The sequence below is a fragment of the Pacificibacter marinus genome, from assembly GCF_018860505.1.
Lineage (GTDB): Bacteria > Pseudomonadota > Alphaproteobacteria > Rhodobacterales > Rhodobacteraceae > Celeribacter > Celeribacter marinus_B.
Genome location: NZ_JAHKPU010000039.1, coordinates 1 through 19,809, shown reverse-complemented (window position 1 = coordinate 19,809; position 19,809 = coordinate 1). Strand labels below are relative to the sequence as shown.

18 protein-coding genes are annotated in these 19,809 nt (G+C 52.1%); 12 read left to right on the top strand and 6 right to left on the bottom strand.

The features are described from left to right. The first annotated feature begins 143 nt into the window (after positions 1-143). The 4 genes from KO503_RS14130 (at position 144) to KO503_RS14115 (ending at position 6,192) form a co-directional block, all read left to right on the top strand. Complete coding sequence (locus KO503_RS14130) at positions 144-1,286, top strand: phosphoserine transaminase (RefSeq protein ID WP_215992202.1); 1,143 nt, start codon at positions 144-146, stop codon at positions 1,284-1,286. 104 nt (positions 1,287-1,390) lie between these two features. Next, positions 1,391-2,983 (top strand): phosphoglycerate dehydrogenase, encoded by a 1,593-nt coding sequence (serA, locus tag KO503_RS14125; RefSeq protein ID WP_215992201.1) that lies wholly within the window; start codon positions 1,391-1,393, stop codon positions 2,981-2,983. 106 nt (positions 2,984-3,089) lie between these two features. Beyond that, positions 3,090-3,872, top strand: coding sequence for a metallophosphoesterase (locus KO503_RS14120; protein WP_215992200.1), 783 nt, complete (start codon positions 3,090-3,092; stop codon positions 3,870-3,872). A gap of 133 nt (positions 3,873-4,005) precedes the next feature. Next, positions 4,006-6,192, top strand: coding sequence for an ATP-binding protein (locus KO503_RS14115; protein WP_215992199.1), 2,187 nt, complete (start codon positions 4,006-4,008; stop codon positions 6,190-6,192). A 4-nt stretch (positions 6,193-6,196) separates the two neighbouring features. On the opposite strand, the gene recQ is transcribed toward KO503_RS14115, so the two are convergent. Continuing rightward, on the bottom strand, positions 6,197-8,239 hold the full coding sequence (recQ, locus tag KO503_RS14110; RefSeq protein WP_215992198.1) for a DNA helicase RecQ: 2,043 nt from the start codon (positions 8,237-8,239) through the stop codon (positions 6,197-6,199). Positions 8,240-8,308: 69 nt separating this feature from the next. Further along, positions 8,309-8,596 carry a YggT family protein gene (locus tag KO503_RS14105; RefSeq protein WP_215942602.1) on the bottom strand — a complete coding sequence of 96 codons (288 nt, stop codon included), beginning with the start codon at positions 8,594-8,596 and terminating at the stop codon, positions 8,309-8,311. Between the two features lie 130 nt (positions 8,597-8,726). Here KO503_RS14105 and KO503_RS14100 point away from each other — a divergent pair, with 130 nt between their 5' ends. The 7 genes from KO503_RS14100 to KO503_RS14070 all read left to right on the top strand — a co-directional run bounded on the left by KO503_RS14100 (position 8,727) and on the right by KO503_RS14070 (position 15,103). Then, positions 8,727-9,266 (top strand): acyl-CoA thioesterase, encoded by a 540-nt coding sequence (locus KO503_RS14100; RefSeq protein WP_215992197.1) that lies wholly within the window; start codon positions 8,727-8,729, stop codon positions 9,264-9,266. Positions 9,267-9,352: 86 nt separating this feature from the next. Beyond that, positions 9,353-10,726 (top strand): MFS transporter, encoded by a 1,374-nt coding sequence (locus KO503_RS14095; RefSeq protein ID WP_215992196.1) that lies wholly within the window; start codon positions 9,353-9,355, stop codon positions 10,724-10,726. Further along, positions 10,726-11,646, top strand: coding sequence for a penicillin-insensitive murein endopeptidase (gene mepA, locus KO503_RS14090; protein WP_215992195.1), 921 nt, complete (start codon positions 10,726-10,728; stop codon positions 11,644-11,646). Before KO503_RS14095 ends, mepA begins: the two co-directional genes overlap by 1 nt. Beyond that, a complete protein-coding gene (locus KO503_RS14085) occupies positions 11,619-12,491 on the top strand; it encodes an esterase-like activity of phytase family protein (protein ID WP_215992194.1) in 873 nt (290 codons plus the stop codon). Before mepA ends, KO503_RS14085 begins: the two co-directional genes overlap by 28 nt. Positions 12,492-12,582: 91 nt before the next feature. After that, complete coding sequence (locus KO503_RS14080; protein ID WP_215992193.1) at positions 12,583-13,224, top strand: queuosine precursor transporter; 642 nt, start codon at positions 12,583-12,585, stop codon at positions 13,222-13,224. Between the two features lie 401 nt (positions 13,225-13,625). After that, positions 13,626-14,042 (top strand): alternative ribosome rescue aminoacyl-tRNA hydrolase ArfB, encoded by a 417-nt coding sequence (gene arfB, locus KO503_RS14075; protein WP_215992192.1) that lies wholly within the window; start codon positions 13,626-13,628, stop codon positions 14,040-14,042. Between the two features lie 134 nt (positions 14,043-14,176). Then, positions 14,177-15,103 (top strand): Abi family protein, encoded by a 927-nt coding sequence (locus KO503_RS14070; protein ID WP_215992191.1) that lies wholly within the window; start codon positions 14,177-14,179, stop codon positions 15,101-15,103. 4 nt (positions 15,104-15,107) lie between these two features. Here the strand turns inward: KO503_RS14070 and pncB are convergent, their stop codons facing one another. Both pncB and trhO read right to left on the bottom strand, forming a co-directional pair. Then, positions 15,108-16,400 carry a nicotinate phosphoribosyltransferase gene (pncB, locus tag KO503_RS14065; protein ID WP_215992190.1) on the bottom strand — a complete coding sequence of 431 codons (1,293 nt, stop codon included), beginning with the start codon at positions 16,398-16,400 and terminating at the stop codon, positions 15,108-15,110. Between the two features lie 140 nt (positions 16,401-16,540). Beyond that, positions 16,541-17,458, bottom strand: a complete 918-nt coding sequence (gene trhO, locus KO503_RS14060; protein ID WP_215992189.1) for an oxygen-dependent tRNA uridine(34) hydroxylase TrhO — start codon at positions 17,456-17,458, stop codon at positions 16,541-16,543. A 132-nt stretch (positions 17,459-17,590) separates the two neighbouring features. On the opposite strand from trhO, the gene pncA reads away from it, so the two are divergent. Beyond that, on the top strand, positions 17,591-18,187 hold the full coding sequence (pncA, locus tag KO503_RS14055; RefSeq protein ID WP_215992188.1) for a bifunctional nicotinamidase/pyrazinamidase: 597 nt from the start codon (positions 17,591-17,593) through the stop codon (positions 18,185-18,187). 54 nt (positions 18,188-18,241) lie between these two features. Here pncA and KO503_RS14050 read toward each other — a convergent pair whose 3' ends face one another. Both KO503_RS14050 and KO503_RS14045 read right to left on the bottom strand, forming a co-directional pair. Beyond that, positions 18,242-18,766: a YcnI family copper-binding membrane protein gene (locus KO503_RS14050; protein WP_215992187.1), complete on the bottom strand. Its 525-nt coding sequence runs from the start codon at positions 18,764-18,766 to the stop codon at positions 18,242-18,244. A 203-nt stretch (positions 18,767-18,969) separates the two neighbouring features. After that, the gene (locus KO503_RS14045) at positions 18,970-19,410 is read right to left on the bottom strand and encodes a DUF2946 domain-containing protein (protein ID WP_215992186.1); all 441 of its coding nucleotides are present in this window, start codon (positions 19,408-19,410) and stop codon (positions 18,970-18,972) included. Positions 19,411-19,809: the final 399 nt, after the last annotated feature.

Sequence of the window (19,809 nt, the reverse complement as noted above, 5' to 3'; positions counted from 1 at the left end):
CCTTGTTAGCGGACGTTTAACCACATGAAGACGAAAACGCTCAGGCGTGCACAATTTCGTTGCATGAAACAAGAATCAGGATTAAACGCGTCAGCGGGACACCTCTCCCCAACGAGAGGCTTATATCTGGAAGGATACCAGCAATGGCTATTCAAGCTCCGGCCACGCGGCCGGCTAACCCGCGTTTTTCTTCAGGCCCTTGTGCCAAAATCCCCAATTTTTCTTTGGACATGCTTGCTGATGCGCCCCTTGGTCGCTCGCACCGCGCTGCCGTTGGCAAATCCAAACTCAAAGACGCGATCGAAACAACGCGCGAAGTCTTGGGCATTCCCGCAGATTACAAAATCGGCATCGTTCCCGGCTCTGACACCGGCGCGGTTGAAATGGCGCTTTGGTCCCTTTTAGGCGAACGTAAAGCTACAATGGTTGCATGGGAAAGCTTCGGCGCTGGCTGGGTTTCCGATGTTGTCAAACAATTGAAAATCGACGCCGACGAAAAAGTCGCTGACTACGGTGAGATCGTTGATTTCGCAGAGATCGACTTCAACACAGACGTTGTATTCACTTGGAACGGAACCACATCTGGCGTGCGCCTTCCACATGCTGACGCGATCCCAGCTGACCGTGAAGGTCTGACAATCTGTGATGCGACATCTGCCGTTTTCGCTATGGATCTTGATTGGGACAAACTCGACGTCACAACATTCTCTTGGCAAAAAGCGCTTGGTGGCGAAGCTGCACACGGTGTGATCGTCTTGTCCCCACGTGCTGTTGCACGTTTGGAAAGCTACACACCTGCTTGGCCTTTGCCAAAGATCTTCCGCATGACCAAAGGTGGCAAATTGATCGACGGTATCTTTACCGGAGCGACGATCAACACGCCTTCTATGCTCGCTGTTGAAGATTATCTTGTTGCCTTGAGCTGGGCAAAATCCATCGGTGGCCTCAAAGGTATGATCGATCGCGCAACGGCAAATGCGACCGCGATTTGGGATTTCTGCGCAGCCAAACCTTGGATTGCAAACCTTGCATCCGATCCGGCGACGGCGTCCACAACATCTGTTTGCCTCAAATTCACAGACGCGCGCATTCAAGACGGCGCAGCCTTTGCCAAAGCCGTTGCGAAACGCTTGGAAGCTGAAGGCGTTGCTTTGGACATCGGTGCTTACCGTGACGCGCCAGCTGGTCTGCGCATCTGGTGTGGCGGCACAGTTGAAACCTCCGACATCGAGGCGCTTTTGCCTTGGCTCGAGTGGGCTTTCGAAGCTGAGATCGCTGCACAATAAGCTATCGCGTTTGACCGCATAGCTTGCAGGACAATTCCAAGGCGGCCAATGGCCCTGGTCGCCTTTTCCCTCACAGAATTCATATAATGTAGGAGCCTCACATCATGGCACCCAAAGTACTTGTATCCGATAGCCTGTCTGAAACAGCAGTTCAGATTTTCCGTGACCGCGGCATCGAAGTTGATTTCGAACCAGCCCTCGGCAAAGACAAAGAAGCGCTTGCTGCCGTCATCGGCAAATACGATGGTCTTGCGATCCGTTCTGCGACCAAAGTAACACCGTCACTCTTGGAGCACGCCACCAACCTTAAAGTTGTTGGCCGCGCTGGTATCGGTACAGACAACGTTGATAAAGAAGCCTCTTCTAAAAAAGGCGTGATCGTTATGAACACGCCATTCGGCAACATGATCACAACTGCCGAGCACGCCATCGCGATGATGTTCGCTGTTGCGCGTCAAATCCCAGAAGCATCTGCATCCACACATGCTGGCAAATGGGAAAAGTCCAAATTCATGGGCGTTGAGTTGACCAACAAAACACTTGGCGTCATCGGCGCGGGCAACATCGGCGGCATCGTTTGCGACCGCGCACGTGGCCTGAAAATGAAAGTGATCGCTTACGATCCCTTCTTGTCCGCAGAACGCGCTGTTGAAATGGGCGTCGAGAAAGTTGAACTGGAAGACCTGCTCGCCCGCGCTGATTTCATCACATTACACGTGCCTTTGACTGACAGCACTCGCAATATCTTGTCTGCTGAAAACTTGGCTAAAACCAAAAAAGGCGTGCGTATCATCAACTGTGCACGCGGCGGTTTGATCGACGAAGAAGCACTTGCTGACTTGCTCAAATCCGGTCACGTTGCAGGTGCGGCTTTGGATGTGTTCGCAGTTGAGCCTGCCAAAGAGAACGTCTTGTTCGGCCTGCCAAACGTCGTGTGTACGCCACACTTGGGCGCGTCGACTTCTGAAGCTCAAGAAAACGTGGCGCTGCAAGTGGCTGAACAAATGTCCAACTACCTGCTCGACGGCGCTGTTGAGAACGCTTTGAACATGCCATCTATGTCAGCTGAAGAAGCCAAAATCATGGGCCCTTGGGTCACTTTGGCTGAAAACCTCGGCTCTTTCATCGGTCAAGTGACTGACGAGGCGATCAAAGAAATCAACGTCACATTCGACGGCGTTGCAGCAGAAATGAACCTGAAAGCTTTGGAAGCGGCGGTTATCGCAGGCATCATGCAAGCGGCAAACCCTGACGTAAACATGGTCTCAGCACCCGTGATCGCCAAAGAGCGCGGCATCCAGATTTCTAAGACAACACAAGACGCCACAGGTTCGTTCGACGGCTACATCAAACTCGACATCCAGACTGTCGAAAAACACCGCACCATCGCGGGCACTGTATTCTCTGACGGCAAGCCACGCTTCATCCAAATCAAAGGCATCACCATCGACGCCGAAGTTGGCGAGCACATGCTCTACACCACCAACCAAGACGTTCCTGGTATCCTTGGCAAACTCGGCACACTTTTGGCCGAGCATGATGAAAACATCGCCAACTTCACTTTGGGCCGCACCGCGCCAGGTGGCGACGCGATTGCTGTGACCTTCTTGGATACGCCAATAAAGGCGACAACAGTGCAGGCACTCAAAGACAGCGGATTGTTCCAGCACGTGCGCCCGCTACACTTCAAAGCGTAAGCATTTACAAAACAATCACACGTTATGGGCAAGGGCCGCTGGACATTCCAGCGGCCCTTCGCTTTTTATAGCGTCAAATGACGTTCACATGACAAAGGGTTACAACATGCGCATTTATGCAATCGGAGACATCCACGGCCACATCTTGGAACTCAAAGCGGCTCATGAGCGTATCAAAGCTGATATGGAACGTGTCGGCGACACCACAGCCAAAATCGTACACTTAGGCGATTACACAGACCGCGGCCCTGCCAGTCGCGAAGTCATCGAATATATGATGGACGGCATGGAACGTGGCGAGCCTTGGATCGCTTTGCGTGGCAATCACGACCGCCTGTTCACACGCTTCGTGCGCGACATGACCGCATTCGATGACAATATGCCGCCAGAACTGTCCTTCCTCAATCCACGCATCGGCGGCAACACAACCTTGGCGTCCTACGGTGTCACAACCGTGGATTACGAATTCGAAGCCGCATTCAAAGCAGCGCAAACAGCCGTTCCCAAAGCGCATCTCGATTTCATCGAAAGCCTCCCGCTCTACTATGAGTGGGACAAATATCTCTTCGTCCATGCCGGCGTGAAACCGGGTGTACCTCTTGCTGAGCAAACCGAAGAAGACCTGATGTGGATTCGCAAAGGTTGGCTTGATTATGACGGCGATTTGCCTTGGATGGTTGTGCATGGACACACGGCTGTGAACCTGCCGTCGCACTATGGCAACCGCATCGATATCGACACAGGTGCGGGCTATGGCTGGCCGGTCACAGCCATGGTGATCGAGGGCGACAGCCAAGAAGTCGTGACGGACACAGGACGCGCCCCCTTGACGCAAGCTGACCCAAAGAACCCCGCGCCCTTCGTCAAAAAGGTCAAACCGACACAATAATGGCTTTCAATGCGAGCGCCAGCACAGGTCGCTCGCATTTTCCACAATTTGTTAATAATCTTTTCACCCTGTTCCGCCAATCTGGCGCAAAGCCCACGTAAACGTTCGTGGTAGGGATTGAAAAGGTTCAGACATGTCAGTCGACACACTTGCGCAAGAACGCCGCGCGCGTTTGGCAGCCGAGCGTTTGCTTGAGCTCAAACAGGCAGAGTTATTTAACGCCAATAAAAAGCTGTCAAATCACGCGCGCAACTTGTCCGACGAAATCATCGTCAAACGCGAAGAAACAGCTGTTTTAAAAACCGAAAATGTGCAGGCCCTCGAAGACTTAGAAAAGGCAAACTACGCCGTCCATATCGCCGAACGCCGCCTGTGGAATTCAATAGAAACCATCGAAGACGGCTTTGCCGTATTTGACCCTTCCGACATTATGATCGCAGCAAATCCGGCCTATCTAAGTGTTTTTGATGGACTCGAAGACGTCCGACCAGGTATTTCATATTCCGAAATTTTGGATCTTGCTGTTGAAGAGGGCATCGTCGATATCGGCGACATGAGCCGCTCAGGCTTTGTCAGTCAAGCATTGAAACGATGGCATGCCCCCACGCGTGAGCCTCATACCATCCGACTTTGGAACAACCAGTTTATCAAACTGGTCGATCGGCGATCTGCTGAGGGCGATATGGTTTCTCTTGGTCTCAATATCACCGACTCTATGCGCTATGCCGCCCGACTCAAAGAAGCGACGCGCAAGGCTGAATCCGCCAATCGCGCCAAGTCTGCGTTCTTGGCCAATATGAGTCATGAAATTCGCACCCCGATGAACGGTATGGTTGGCATGGCCGACCTCATGAGCGAAACGGACCTGACCGAAGAGCAAAAGCTATATGTCGACACCATCAAAAACTCAGGCGAAGCACTGCTCAGCCTGATCAATGATGTTCTAGATTTCTCCAAAATCGAAGCATCAAAACTGTCGCTGAACCCAAATCCATTTGATCTGGAACGCTGTATCCAAGATGTGATCGTCTTGCTGCAACCCGTCGCCAAGCAAAAGAATATTGATCTGATTGTCGACTACGATATGTTCATGCCCACCTGTTTTGTCGGCGACCAAGGCCGTATGCGCCAAATCTTGACAAACCTTGTCGGTAACGCCGTTAAATTTACCACCCAAGGCCATGTCATTGTACGCGTTGTCGGTCTTCCCGAAGATGACGGAAAAAGCCAACGCGTCCATATTTCGATCGAAGACACCGGCATCGGCATCCCACCTGAAATGCGTGCGCATATTTTTGGCGAATTCAATCAAGTCGAAGACGAACGCAATCGAAAATTCGAGGGGACAGGTCTCGGCTTGGCGATCACCAAACAGTTGGTCGCTCTCATGGGGGGCGATATTTGGGTCGACAGCGAGCAAGGCGTTGGTTCTTGTTTCGGATTTCACTGCACGATGGATGTGATTGAAACTGCGCAAGACGTGCCCGAACTCCCTGCGTGGATACACCGTGCCTATCTTGTGGATCACATCAGCGCCAACAGTGCCATTTTGGAAAAACAACTCACCGCGATTGGATTCAATGTCACGCCAATTGACACCGGCGAAGCCCTGCTCGCTTCACCACTTGATGGAGATATTTACCTGCTCGACAACAATTTGCCAGACACCGACTTGGGGGGATTGATTGCCAGTATCAGAGCGCGCGGCGTAACCGCACCGATGTTGCTTATGACCTCCGGCCCTGTCTCTGCAGCTGTCCTAGAGCATGACAATACAAGCACATTGCAAAAACCATTATTGCGCGCTGACCTTTGCCTTGCACTATCTAAACTGCTTCCAGTCGAAACAAAATCCGAAGACCCCAATGATCGCCCAATGCGCATTCTTGCGGCAGAGGACAACAAGACCAATCAATTGGTTTTTGGGAAGATGCTCAAAAATCTTGATATTGAATTGCAATTTGCCAACAATGGACGCGAAGCCATTGAGTACTATGAAAGTTTTGATCCTGATATGATTTTCATGGATATTTCTATGCCCGAGGTCGACGGCAAAGAAGCGACGCGTGCCATTCGTGCAATCGAGCTCACCAACGGGCATCACATCCCGATTGTCGCTCTGACGGCGCATGCGATGGCTGGGGACGATCAAGACATTTTGGCCGCAGGACTAGACCATTACATGACCAAACCCCTACGCAAGGCTGCGATCATTGACCAGATTCAAAACCATAAACCCGCACATTGTCGCGCAATTTTGCCCGAAGACCCCGCGTCTGTTCATTCCAACACTCTGACAAGCGTCATGGCTGGCGAATAACAAATCAGGCGTTTTGAATAACCTCAAGCATAGCGTCACAAAATCGCTCAGCCTGACGAGGGCCAACAAGTTTTTCAAAGGCTTTGATATCTCGTGGACGTGATGATGCGATGCGAGACAGCTGCGCCGAGGTCATCGTCATAGGCTTTAAGGTTCCGCAAGCGCCGCGCGCCAGTTGATCATGAACGCCTTGCAATTGATCAAACAGATCACCGCCTCCGCTGGCCGCAAGCTTTCGGCGTGACGGGTGAATTTTTGCCGGCTCGGCACCCAAGATAACCGACAAAAATGCATCGCCATATTTTTCAAGTTTTTTGGCCCCAACGCCACCGACCTGCGCCATATCATCAAGGGTTTTGGGTCTCACTTCGGCCATCTCAATCAGGGTGCGATCCGCAAAAACCACATAGGCAGGCACGCGCGCGTCTTCGGCCAGCGCACGACGCTTGGCTTTGAGCGCTGACAACAAGGGCGCGTCTTCATCAGACACCAGCGCTTTGGCAACAGGCCCGCCACGATTGGCTTTCGCCAGCGTATCACGGCGCAATGTCACACGGGCCTCACCGCGCAAAATCGGCACGGCAGGTTCAGTCATAAACAACGCACCAAATCGATCTGGGTTGGGCCGCACCAAATCGATGCCCATCATCTGGCGGAAAATCGCATTCCATTGTCGCTTATCGTATTCCTTGCCAATCCCAAACACCGTCAAGGTGTCATGGCGCCACTGCTTCACCTTATCAGTCGAATTGCCGATCAGTACGTCAATCAAATGCCCAACCCCAAAGCCTTCATCGCAGCGCAAGACGGCGGATAAGGCTTTGCGCACGGCTTCGGTACCATTGAACAAATCAGGCGGCGTATCGCACAAATCGCAAGTGCCGCAGGGCTCGGGATCTTCGCCAAAGTAAGACAGCAAGTTTTGACGGCGACAGACCTGCGCCTCGGCAATGCCAAGCAGCGCGTTCAACCGCGCGTGATCTGCAGCACGACGCTCAACTGGGGAGGGGCTTTCGTCAATTTGTGTGCGGCGAAAACGAATATCATCAGGGCCGAACAATGTAAGCGTTTCCGCAGGTGCGCCATCGCGCCCAGCGCGGCCAATTTCTTGATAATAGGATTCAACAGATTTTGGCAGGTCGGCATGTGCGACCCAGCGAATGTCTGGTTTATCGATCCCCATGCCAAAGGCCACGGTGGCAACCACAATCAACTCGTCTTCTTGTTGGAACCGACGCTCTGCATCCCGCCTAAGATCGCGATCCATACCCCCATGATAAGCCAGTGCCATTTGCCCACCATCGTTAAGTGCCTTGGCAAGGCTTTCCGTTTTCGCGCGGGTGCCACAATAGACAATGCCCGATTGCCCTTTGCGGGCTTTGGCGAAATTCAGAATTTGTGCACGCGGACTGTCTTTGACGGCGAAAGCCAAATGGATATTGGGCCGATCAAAGCCGCGCAGGAACACTTTAGGCGTCTCGCCATCAAACAGCCGCGTGTTGATTTCTTCGCGGGTTTCCGCGTCTGCCGTAGCGGTAAAGGCCGCGAGCGGCACATTTAAGGCGCGACGCAGATCACCAATGCGCAGATAATCAGGTCGAAAATCATGCCCCCATTGGCTGACACAATGGGCTTCATCGACGGCAATCATCGTGACATTGGACCGGCGTAACAGTGGTAACGTTCCACCAGAGGCAAGACGTTCGGGCGCCATATATAACAGCTTGAGGCGGCCCTCATTGAGCGCCGCAAACACAGCATCGGTTTCTTCGTCAGTGTTGCCCGATGTCAAAGCGCCGGCTTCAACTCCGACCGCTTTGAGCGCTTGCACCTGATCACGCATCAAGGCAATCAGCGGCGAAATCACAACGGTCAGTCCATCACGGACCAAAGCGGGCAATTGAAAGCAGAGTGATTTCCCGCCACCAGTCGGCATAATCGCCAGCACGTTTTGGCCTGCAGTGACAGCATCGACGATTTCTTCTTGGCCAGGGCGAAACGCGCTGAAGCCAAAGACCGAAGACAAAAGAGCCTGCGTTTGTGCCATGTGATCCTGCTGCTTATTGATTGTCACCAGAATCGCACGTCACGCGCGGGGTCTCAAGGCCAGATTGCCTTAGACAAGGATATGAGCATTGTTACGAATAATGATTTCGAGCGCGTAAATGCCCAAGAACGCAATCAAAGGCGCGAGATCAAGGCCATTCATGTCTGGCAGGATACGGCGAATGCGTGAATACATTGGCTCAAGCAAGCGATTGAGACCTTCCCAAATCTGATAGACCAAAGGTTGGCGCAGATTGAGAACTTGGAAATTGATCAACCAACTCATCGCGATGTGAACGATCATGACGAATTTAACGACGCCGAGGATCATAAGTAGAATTTGGATGAGTGAGAGCATGGATCATTTCCTATGTTTCGTGTGGTTTGACACCTAAGGTTTTGAGACGCGCTTCGCAAGGCATAGGCATCACAATCCTATCGTCACGTCGCCATTGATTTTTTCAACCAGCCTTGTATTGGCTTTGCATATGTATCCAATTTTACGCATCGCTATTAATCTTTTCAAGTTTAGCAAAGCTCCAAAGCTTGGGCTTTGGGACACCCATGTGTCACACCATTATTGCCTGCCGGTGGACATAGACCTTTGGTGGGAGCTGAATAACGGGCGCACCTTAACGATTTATGATCTTGGCCGCATTCCCATGGCGTTGCGCAATGGGACGGCAAAAGCGAGCAAGGCTGCAGGTTTGGGCACCGTCGTCGCAGGCGCGTCTGTCAGGTATCGTAAGCGGATCACCATGTTTCAAAAGATCGAAATGCGGTCACGTCCTGTAGGGTTTGACGACAAGTTTTTCTATATCGAGCAATCGATGTGGCTCTCAAACGGGGATTGCGCCAATCACATTTTAGTCCGTGGCGCTGCTGTGAAAAACGGCAAAATGGTGCCGCCGATTGAGCTACTCAAACTTGTGGACTCTAATATTCAGCAAACCCCCTTGCCCGATTGGGTGCAAGCTTGGGTTGATGCCGATCGAATTCGCCCTTGGCCTCCTACTCGCGACGAATAATTTGGTAACGCGCTCTAGCGTTTAGACGTTGCGTAACTTTGGTTTTGCCTGTTCTATCTCGATCAACACAGATCGGGGGATTGGGCATGAGAAACGTGAGCGTTAGCAAGCGCATCAAGGGCTGGATGATGTATGATTGGGCAACACAACCCTATCATACATTGATTATTACCTTTGTTTTTGGGCCCTATTTTGCCGAGCAAGTCATCGCACACCTCAGTGCAAGCGGTCTCGATCAGGCCTCAGCGCGCGCGCAGGCACAATCCATTTGGGGCATGGGGCTTACGATTTCAGGGCTCTCAATTGCAATACTTGCGCCAATTCTGGGCGCCATTGCTGATGGTACAGGGCGACGTTTGCCTTGGATTTGGCTGTTCAGTGCTTGCTATACCATTGGCGCAGCAGGACTTTGGGTCGCCTCTCCGACAGATTTCCCGACCACCACCGTTTTGTCCTTTTTCATATTGGGCATGATCGGGGTCGAATTCACCACGATTTTCACCAACGCCATTTTGCCCAGCCTTGGCACCAAGGCAGAAATCGGCAAGGTATCCGGAGACGGATGGGCATGGGGCTATCTCGGTGGCTTTGTTGCTTTGATCGTCATGTTGTTATTCTTTGCTGAAAACAGCGATGGCGTCACGCTTTTGAACAAAGCCCCTTTGCTTGGATTGGATCCAGACCTGCGCGAAGGCACACGCTTTGTCGGCCCCTATGTGTCCCTATGGTTTGTCCTGTCGATGATCCCGTTTTTTCTCTGGGTCCGCGAACCGAAAAGCAGCGGCATCCAGATTAGAACAGCGGTTATATCTGGCCTGAAAAGCCTTGGCACGACACTCAAAAGCCTGCCATTACGCAAATCACTCTTTGCTTATCTACTCTCCTCAATGTTCTATCGCGACGCGTTGAACGGTCTTTTCGCGTTTGGCGGCGTCTACGCATTGGGTGTGCTGGAATGGTCCGTGGTCAATGTCGGCGTCTTTGGTATTTTGGCCGTCTTATCCGGCGCGGTGTTCACATATATCGGTGGATATCAGGATCGCAAATTCGGCCCTAAACCCGTTATAACCTTTTCCATCGTGGCTTTGATAATTATCTGTGCAGTCATCATTTCAATCACACGAGACAGCGTGTTTTTTCTACCCGTGGCAACAGGCAGCAGCCTTCCAGATATTGTTTTCTACATTTGCGGCGTGGGCTTAGGCGCAGTCGGTGGCGTTATTCAGTCGGCCAGCCGGACAATGATGGTGCGCCAAGCAGACCCCAAACGCATGACAGAGGCTTTCGGGTTATTTGCTTTATCAGGCAAAGCGACGTCTTTTTTAGCACCAGCGCTAATCGCAGCCGTAACAACACTCAGCAATTCACAACGTATGGGCATAACCCCGCTGATCGCACTTTTCCTTATCGGGTTGGTGCTGTTAGTCTGGGTCAAACCCGATGGCGAAGAGGTAGGTTGATGCAGTTTAAAGTGGTTGGTTTTCTTTTGTGTGCTGCTCTTGCAGGCTGCGGTGGTGAAGACAAGCCCACTAAGGCTGAAACGCATGCCGTCAAACTATCGTCCAGTGATCACAGATTGGCCAAAGACCTTTTCGGTCGTGTATCTGCCGGCTCTAAACAAAGCGCTGAATCCTTTGGCAGCTATGCAAAGGGCTGCGTCGGCGGCGCGGTTCAACTGCCTGAAACGGGCCCAACGTGGCAAGCCATGCGCCTGTCGCGCAACCGCAATTGGGGGCAGCCGATTTTGGTCGATTACCTGCAAGACCTGTCACGCAAAGCCGCCGCTCAACCCGGCTGGGAAGGTCTGTACATCGGCGATATGAGCCAACCACGTGGCGGCCCAATGTTAACAGGGCATGCAAGTCACCAAATCGGGTTGGATGCCGATATTTGGATGCGTGCACCCAAGCATCTCATGCTTACGGCCAATGATCGTGAGCACATCTCGTCTATCTCTATGCGCAAATCTGCTGGCGCTTTCGTCAACGACGAGTGGACAGAGCAGCACCACAACATCCTCAAAGCCGCGGCAAGTGACCCTCGTGTCGCACGCATTTTCGTGTTCCCTGGTGCCAAAGTTCAAATGTGCAACGACGAGAAAGGCGATCGCGCTTGGCTCAATAAAATTCGGCCTTGGTATGGGCATCACTACCATTTCCACGTCCGCCTCAATTGCCCCAAAGGGGATAAATCTTGCGTCAATCAAGCGCCACCACCCAAGGGAGATGGCTGTGCGGATGCGCAGGATTGGGTGAACAACATCCTCAATCCTCCGCCCCCAAAGCCAAAAGACCCCAACGCCCCCAAACCGCAACCCAAAGCGCCCATCACGCTTGCAACATTGCCATCTCAATGCTCCGCAGTTCTCTCCTCGCGCTAGGTTTCATCGCCAGTTTTGCGCAAAGCTTATTGGCTGAAACACAATACATCGGGTCATACCTTTGGACATCGAATGACGCCTTGCACGGCGGATATTCGGGGCTGGAAGTGACGGCAGACGGCGCGTCTTTTACCGCGTTGTCGGATCATGGCAGTATCGCTACAGGTCAGTTTTTGCGCGATGATATGGGTGTGATAACGGATGCCACGACGACAGATCTGCGTGGTTTAAAGGACGAAGCGCAGGATGAACTTCGGTACGTCTTGCATGACTCCGAAGGCTTGGCCATTGCAGAGGATGGACAGATTTATGTCAGCTTCGAAGGCAAGCACAGAGTGTGGAAATACGCGTCAAATACCAGCCGCGCAACAAACATACCACAACATCCAGCCTTTAAATCGCTTCAATCAAATTCGTCACTCGAAGCCCTTGCTGTCACCAAATCTGGCGACTTATTGACCGTACCGGAAAGATCAGGGGGCGAGACTGTTCCCTTTCCTCTTTACCGCTTTAATGGACAAACATGGGACATTCTCTCTACCATTCCAAGGCGCGGAAACTATCTGCCCGTGGGGATGGATATAGGCCCTGACGGTAAGCTTTATCTGCTTGAGCGTTGGTTCCGTGGCATCGGGTTTTCCTCTCGTGTGCGTCGGTTCGATATGGAAGGTGCTGATCTGACCAATGAAGCCACTTTGCTCGAGTCCGGCCTTGGCGCTCATGACAATCTAGAAGGCATCGCCGTATGGCATGATGGCACAAGTATTCGTTTGACCATGATTTCAGACGACAATTTCAAAGCCTTCCAAGTCACCGAATTTGTCGAATACCGCGTCACCGATTAGGCTTGATTTCCCTATTTTTTAAGGGTATTCGCCCCCATCGCCTCATTCGAGGCCGAGTTGCCGTCACCTTCGATAAAAAACGGAATTTATCATGAAGCATATCCTACCTGGCATTTTTGCCATGGCTGCCATCGTTGTGGCCTCTAACATCCTCGTTCAGTTTCTCATCCTTGATGGGCTTCTCACATGGGGGGCCTTCACCTATCCTTTTGCCTTTCTTGTGACCGATCTGATGAACCGCATTTATGGCGCGAATGCTGCGCGTAAAGTGATCTTTGCGGGCTTTATTGCGGGCATCATTTGCTCGCTTATTGGCACCCAAATCACCCTGCAAGGTGATGGATACACCTATTCTGCCGTTGCGTTACGTGTCGCTGTTGCCTCTGCTGCTGCATTTTTAATCGCGCAGCTTGTGGACGTGTTTGTTTTCAACCGCTTGCGTGCAGGCAACTGGTGGAAAGCGCCGCTGGTTTCGTCTGTTATCGGGTCCGCTTTGGACACTGCGATCTTTTTCACAATCGCGTTTTCTAAGTCTATTCAATGGTTTGGTGAAAATTCAAACATGGAAGTCAACTGGGCATGGGACACCGTTCCCTTGCTGACTTTCGGCGCAGATGCCCCGCTTTGGGTGTCTTTGGCCCTTGCAGATTGGGGTGTAAAGCTTACCCTTGCGCTGATCGCGCTGGTGCCGTTTCGCATTATTTTACGTCGCCTTCACACAGATGTCGTATAATTTTACTTGCCATATACCAAATCTATGCCACGATACCCCTATCGGCAAACAATCGAAAGGAGGTGGACCAGTGTCTAGAGTTATTACGGTGAATGAGGTCAAGACAGTTGAGAGGGCCGCCGTTTAGAGGCAAACCTGTAGACGAAACACTCTCAATTGGGCAACCTAACTGGCCCATTTCCTAAATTCTCGAAGGGTTGTCTTATCTAGGCAACCCTTTTAGATTTTCCCCCTCTTTTAAAGCCTTGCACGGTTTTGTGGCGCGTGTTGGTAAAAGTTGCACGGTTTGACCCTGTGCCACTTTACATGTTTTAAAGGTGTCGCGGACCTCTCGCAGCCGAACCGCCCAAACGCGCTGCCCCACCTCAAGCCCTAAAGCCCATAAACCCACGGATCACACAATGTCATTGCGCATCACCGAGACCATCGAGCTGGCCGATTGGGAGCTGTCAGAAAGCTTCATGCGCGCCTCTGGCCCCGGTGGGCAGAACGTCAACAAAGTGTCCTCGGCTGTGGAGCTGCGGTTTGAGGCAGAACGATCCCCGAACCTGCCGCCCGCCGTCAAAATCCGCCTGCGTAAATTGGCCGGCCGCCGCTGGACCAAAGACGGCGCGATCATTTTGCAATGCGATGAGTCGCGGTCGCAGGTGCGTAACCGCGAACTCATCCGCGAGCGCCTTGTCGCGCTGATCAAACAAGCGACCGAACGGCCCAAGTTTCGGGTTAAGACGAAGCCGACGAAGGGGTCGGTGCGAAGACGCTTGGATGGAAAGAAGAAGCGTGGAGAGGTGAAGGCGCTTAGGGGGCGGGTGGAGTAAATTGAATGTTCAAAAGGAATTTCGTTGCAATTCTTACTCTCATGTGATATTTGTTTCACTAACAACACCCCCCAGGCGACCACTTGAAAAGGTGAGCTCAATACCGGGGGGTTACTTGTATTTAGAGTAGCGTTTTGAAATTTCAAAAACAGCCGACAACCATTTCCGAACAATTGGATCTCCTGAAAAACAGGGGGATGACAATTGAAAACGAGGCGTTCGCATGTGAATGTTTGCGTCTCATTGGGTACTATCGCTTAAGCGCTTACTGGTTGCCATATGAAAAACCACCGACTGCCGAAGCAACACGTAGCAAAGAGTTTAGCGGCGGCACATCATTCGCTAACGTTCATTCAGTCTATGTATTTGATCGAAATCTCCGAATTCTTCTGCTTGAAGCAATAGAGAGAATCGAAATCCACATTCGCGCACGTTGGGTTTTTTACATGTGTGAAAAACATGGGGCTCATTCCCATTTGGATTGCTCCAATTTCAATGGCAAAGTTAATCACGCTACTCACCTAACTAAATTGTCGCATGAGATTAAACGCAGCAGCGAAGTCTTCATTGAGCACTATGGGAAAAAGTACTCATCTCCGGAAATCCCCCCTCTCTGGGCAACGGCTGAATTAATGACCTTTGGCCAGGTATCGCAATGGATTGTAAATACTTCGGATAACTCAATTCGCAGCAAAATTGCGAGAGATCTAGGCTTCCCAACAAAAGAGACTTTTGAAGGGACAATGCAGGCGCTAACCTATGTCCGGAACATTTGCGCGCACCATTCCCGTCTTTGGAACAGAAAACTAGTTAAAGGGCCTCCTTACATTAAGCGCCTAAAGGATGATCTAAAAACAATAACCACACCCAAAGGCGGAACTGAAGCAGACAAGCATATCTACAACATTCTTGTTTTGGTATTGCATATGATAAATAGTCAAAATGTTAATGCGACGTTCAAGAATAGGTTCGTTAATTTATTGGCTGACTTGGACATTCATCATCTACGTATGATGGGTTTTCCCGATGATTGGTCATCTCGACGAATATGGGACGCGTGAAGCTCTAAACCACCACATCCATAGCACGTTGCTCGCCCACTCCAAACACCCGTTTATACCGAGCAACCTCATCCACTGGCCCCATGGCCTTGTTGGGGTTGTCCGACAGTTTGACGGTGGGGCGGCCATTGGCCTCAACAGCTTTACAGACAATCGAGAACGGCGCGAGGGCGTTGTTGTCGGTGAGGCCTCTGAAATCGTTGGTCATCAGGGTGCCCCAGCCGAATGATGTTTTCACACGGCCATTGAATTGGCTGTGCAGCTCGATGATTTTATCGGTGTCCAAGCCATCTGAGAAAATCACCAGTTTTTGGGTCGGGTCTTCTCCACGGCTTTTCCACCAGTTGATCGCGTTTTCAGCGCCCGTCGCGGGATCGCCTGAATCGATGCGGATGCCTGTCCAGCCCGCCAACCAATCGGGGGCGCCCGCAAGGAAGCCCTTGGTGCCATAGGTATCGGGCAGGATGATGCGCAGGTTGCCATCGTGCTCCTCATGCCAATCGGACAGCACATCATAGGGCGCGCGGGCAAGGGCGGCATCGTCCTGGGCCAAGGCGGAATAGATCATCGGCAGCTCATGCGCGTTGGTGCCCACGGCTTCGAGATCATTTTTCATGGCGATGTGGCAGTTAGAGGTGCCCACGAATTTATCGCCCAGCCCCTCGCCCATGGCCTGAACGCACCAGTCTTGCCACAGATAGGAATGCCTGCGCCGCGTCCCGAAGTCAGCGATACGCAGGCCATCATGGGGTTTGAGCAGCTCGATCTTTTCCCACAGTTTGGTCATAGCGCGGGCGTATAGGATTTGCAGTTCGAACTTGTCCATATGGCCGGTGACAGCGCGGGATCGCAACTCCATCAGAATGGACAAAGCGGGGATTTCCCACAGCATGACCTCGGGCCAAGAGCCTTCAAAAGTGAGCTCATATTGGCCATCGATTTTTTCGAGATGGTAAGCAGGAAGGCGCAGATTTTCGAACCATTCCATGAAATCAGGGCGAAACATTTGGCGTTTGCCGTAGAATGTATTGCCGCGCAACCAAGTGCTTTCGCCCCGCGACAAAGAGAGGGAGCGCACATGGTCGAGTTGTTCGCGCAGCTCGCCTTCGTCGATCATATCCGCAAGACGAATGTCTTTGGCGCGATTGATCAGGGAAAAGGTGACTTGGGTATCGGGTTTGTTGCGAAACACCGACTGGCACATCAGCATTTTGTAGAAATCGGTATCGATCAGGGACCGCACGATGGGGTCGATTTTCCATTTGTGATTGTAAACGCGTGTGGCGATATCGACCATCTCAAAGCTCCCTTAGATTTGCGTTTGGTTAAAGCAGGGGAGTGATGGGTTTGGCAAGTCGCGTCACGGCGAGGTGGCGTATCTTTACGCGCATGGCGACACCAGATGGCAACCAGCGGCACATAAAGGTGGACCAGACCTTAGGTCAGCCGCGTACGACCCAAATGCCGCTCACCGCGTTCGCGTGACAACGCCATCTGTTTTTGACGCTCGCGAAAGCGCTCTTTGCGGTCCGCATCGAATTCGTCAACACATTGGTGACACGAGACGCCCAGTTCAAATTCGGGGCGATTTTTGTCTTCGGGCAAGATCGGGCGACGGCAAGCGTGGCACAGCTCATGCGGGCCTTCGGTCAATCCGTGGCCGATGGACACGCGTTGATCAAAGACGAAACATTCGCCTTCCCACAGGCTTTTTTCTTCTGGCATCTCTTCGAGGTATTTCAAGATGCCGCCCTTGAGGTGGAACACGTCTTCCACGCCTTGCTGCATTAAATAGTTGGTCGATTTTTCACACCGAATGCCGCCGGTACAGAACATGGCGATGCGTTTGTTGTGAAAGCGGTCTTTGTTTTCTTCCCACCACTTCGGGAAATCGCGGAAGGTCGGCGTTTTAGGGTCAATCGCGCCTTTGAACGTGCCGATGCCGACCTCGTAATCATTGCGCGTATCGATCACGGCAACATCAGGCGCTGAAATCAACTCGTTCCATTCCTCAGGCGAACAATAGTTGCCCACCGCCGCGCGCGGATCGACATCGGGCTGCCCCATGGTGACGATCTCTTTTTTCAGCCGCACTTTGATTTTGCCAAAGGGCTGATCTTGCGCTGTCGACAGCTTGAATTCGAAATCCGCACAGCCCGGTAGGGCACGAATATGCGCCACGACTTTGTCAATAGCAGCCGACGTCGGCCCCGCGACAGTGCCATTGATGCCCTCATGTGCGAGCAGCAAAGACCCAGTGATCCCCTCGGTCTGACACAGGTCCAGCAAAGGCCCTTGAATGTCGGCGGGGGTTTCAAAACGGGTGAAGTGATATAGGGCGCATACTGTAAACATGGCGTTTCAATACGCCCCAAATGCGCTCAGATCAAGTGCGCCGCGTGCGCGGGCCTGCGGCAAATATGGCTCTGTGCTTGACCTCTAGGCCTGTTGAGGTACCAAATGAGCCAACTCAAGAAAGGTTCCCCTATGCGTCCCCAAAATCAAGCCCTGATTGTCATCGATGTTCAAAACGATTTTTGCCCAAATGGTGCGCTGGCGGTCACAGGCGGCGACGAGATTGTCACGGGCATCAACGCGCTTATGGACGACTTCGCGTCTGTGATCCTGACCCAAGACTGGCATCCTGCGGGGCACAGTTCTTTCGCCAGCAGCCATGACGCTGACCCGTTCACCACTTATGACGCGCCCTATGGCCCCCAAGTCCTTTGGCCCGATCATTGCATTCAAGGCACCAAAGGCGCCGCGTTCCACAAAGACCTGCGCACCCATGGCGATTTGATCATCCGCAAGGGGTACACCCCCGCCATCGACAGCTATTCCGCGTTTTACGAAAATGACAAAGTCACACCCACAGGGTTAGAGGGTTACCTGCGCACGCGCGGCATCGATAGCGTGACCATCGTCGGCCTCGCGCTGGATTATTGCGTGAATTTTTCAGCCCAAGATGCAGCAAAGCTGGGGTTCAAAACCACTGTTATCACAGACCTGTGCCGCGCGATCGATGCAGGCACCGAGGCCACAGCCCGCGCTGAGATGTTGGCGCTGGGGGTTTTGGTTGCTTAGAGCAGATGGCAGATATCCGACCGGACACATCACGTGCCCGATCGGAAAGTTGTTTTAGTGGTGTGCGTGATCTGGCTCAGTGATGTTCAGCCCAGGGGCTGGCTCTAATCCACCATGACCGTCATGGCCTTCAACGGGCTCGTTGACCCAATTGTGGGAACCGTTTGCGCATTCTTGAATGACCGGAAAGTAAACGGTTGTCCCTGTTTTCAAGCTATCTGTGAGCTTACCGCGAAACGCAAACTGGTCGAAATGTGCGTCGTCAAGCGAGCCCGACCAAATCAGTTCTTTCGGGCCTTCGCTCATCGGTGTGCCGTAGTAGTCGTAAGTTGTCTCATATGCACCGGTCACGATTTCTAGGTCCCATCCAGCTTTTGGCACAGGTTTGACGGCAATCACGCCTTCCGGAATTTGCACACGAAGGCGCAACGTTGGTTCACCTTCGCAGCCGTGGCCGATGTTCAGGACACCTAAGTAAGTTGAGCCTTGGGCCGCTTCAGGTGTTTCGAACGTCACGTGCGCGAAAGCGGCAGTGGATGTCAGTGCGAATGCCGCAACGGCGGTTGTGATGAGTTTCATAGGAATTCTCCTCTTGAGAGGTTTTCAATTAATTTGAATGAGACTCCTGTTCAGACATCCCTATTCTTTGTGAAATGGGGTCCTGTCTGAAAAGGAAGGAATGACTTGGAAAGATGATATCGATACGCGCACGGCCGATGTTGATGCAGACCTAAAGAGCCGTATCAAGAGAACCGAAGCGGGAGCGAAGCATCTTTAAAAAATTAGATAAACTCTGGAGGTGCGCGTGGCTGAAGCGGAGAACGCTCAACAACAAGAGCGCGTCTCTGGTCAATATAAGTTGTGCGAAAAGGCGCAAATTCGGCAGGGTTAACAAGTGTTTCCAGCCACGACTGCACCAAAACCATAGAGAGTGTGATCGCCAGACAGTCCATTTGGTCCGACGTCGTGTGATCAATGGGAGCCTTTTCTTGGATGTCTCCGTCAGTCGTCATCCAGACCTCAGTCAGGCCATTCGGCGTACACAGCACAAGCATCATGCCGTCATCAGCCGCAGATCGCATAAAGCCTTGGGGAATTGTACCAGACAGGACCAATGCAAACAAAAGCGTACAGAACACCGCCGACTGATATGTGACAAAAGACAGAGCGGAGCCCAAAAGACCCTCGCAAAAATGCCGTTTGCACACAGTTTGATTCGACACAGTTCACGCTCCTCTCACGCGGTTGTTATCAAGAGGCAAATGGCCTGACAAACAGTTACCGCGCCAGATACGGGGCCTGAAATTTATGTGACGCAGACCACTTTGGAATGGACTGACGTCATTGACCTTATTTGGTTGGGTCTTGGGCACTCGCATATACGTTCACATACTGAACACGACCGTATTTAAGAGACAATCTGTCACACTAGGCACGGGAGAACGAAATGTCTTTTATCTATCTTCTCACATGGATTGCGACTGTGCAGCAGACCTGCCGCGCCCTCTCTAATCATCGTCAGAAAGATCCATAGACATAGTCAAAGCAAACAATGCCCACTGAAGTTCGGCACCAGTCAACGACCGCCCTCAAAGAACGCATGTCTGACGTCAGCACCCGTT

Excerpts from the sequence above, each read along its gene's own strand:
- KO503_RS14100 (WP_215992197.1), top strand. The coding sequence starts at position 8,727 with ATGTATCCAATTTTACGCATCGCTATTAATCTTTTCAAGTTTAGCAAA.
- recQ (WP_215992198.1), bottom strand. The coding sequence starts at position 8,239 with ATGGCACAAACGCAGGCTCTTTTGTCTTCGGTCTTTGGCTTCAGCGCG.
- KO503_RS14130 (WP_215992202.1), top strand. The coding sequence starts at position 144 with ATGGCTATTCAAGCTCCGGCCACGCGGCCGGCTAACCCGCGTTTTTCT.
- KO503_RS14105 (WP_215942602.1), bottom strand. The coding sequence starts at position 8,596 with ATGCTCTCACTCATCCAAATTCTACTTATGATCCTCGGCGTCGTTAAA.
- KO503_RS14115 (WP_215992199.1), top strand. The coding sequence starts at position 4,006 with ATGTCAGTCGACACACTTGCGCAAGAACGCCGCGCGCGTTTGGCAGCC.
- KO503_RS14120 (WP_215992200.1), top strand. The coding sequence starts at position 3,090 with ATGCGCATTTATGCAATCGGAGACATCCACGGCCACATCTTGGAACTC.
- KO503_RS14095 (WP_215992196.1), top strand. The coding sequence starts at position 9,353 with ATGAGAAACGTGAGCGTTAGCAAGCGCATCAAGGGCTGGATGATGTAT.
- KO503_RS14085 (WP_215992194.1), top strand. The coding sequence starts at position 11,619 with ATGCTCCGCAGTTCTCTCCTCGCGCTAGGTTTCATCGCCAGTTTTGCG.
- arfB (WP_215992192.1), top strand. The coding sequence starts at position 13,626 with ATGTCATTGCGCATCACCGAGACCATCGAGCTGGCCGATTGGGAGCTG.
- serA (WP_215992201.1), top strand. The coding sequence starts at position 1,391 with ATGGCACCCAAAGTACTTGTATCCGATAGCCTGTCTGAAACAGCAGTT.
- mepA (WP_215992195.1), top strand. The coding sequence starts at position 10,726 with ATGCAGTTTAAAGTGGTTGGTTTTCTTTTGTGTGCTGCTCTTGCAGGC.
- trhO (WP_215992189.1), bottom strand. The coding sequence starts at position 17,458 with ATGTTTACAGTATGCGCCCTATATCACTTCACCCGTTTTGAAACCCCC.
- KO503_RS14080 (WP_215992193.1), top strand. The coding sequence starts at position 12,583 with ATGAAGCATATCCTACCTGGCATTTTTGCCATGGCTGCCATCGTTGTG.
- KO503_RS14050 (WP_215992187.1), bottom strand. The coding sequence starts at position 18,766 with ATGAAACTCATCACAACCGCCGTTGCGGCATTCGCACTGACATCCACT.
- pncA (WP_215992188.1), top strand. The coding sequence starts at position 17,591 with ATGCGTCCCCAAAATCAAGCCCTGATTGTCATCGATGTTCAAAACGAT.
- pncB (WP_215992190.1), bottom strand. The coding sequence starts at position 16,400 with ATGGTCGATATCGCCACACGCGTTTACAATCACAAATGGAAAATCGAC.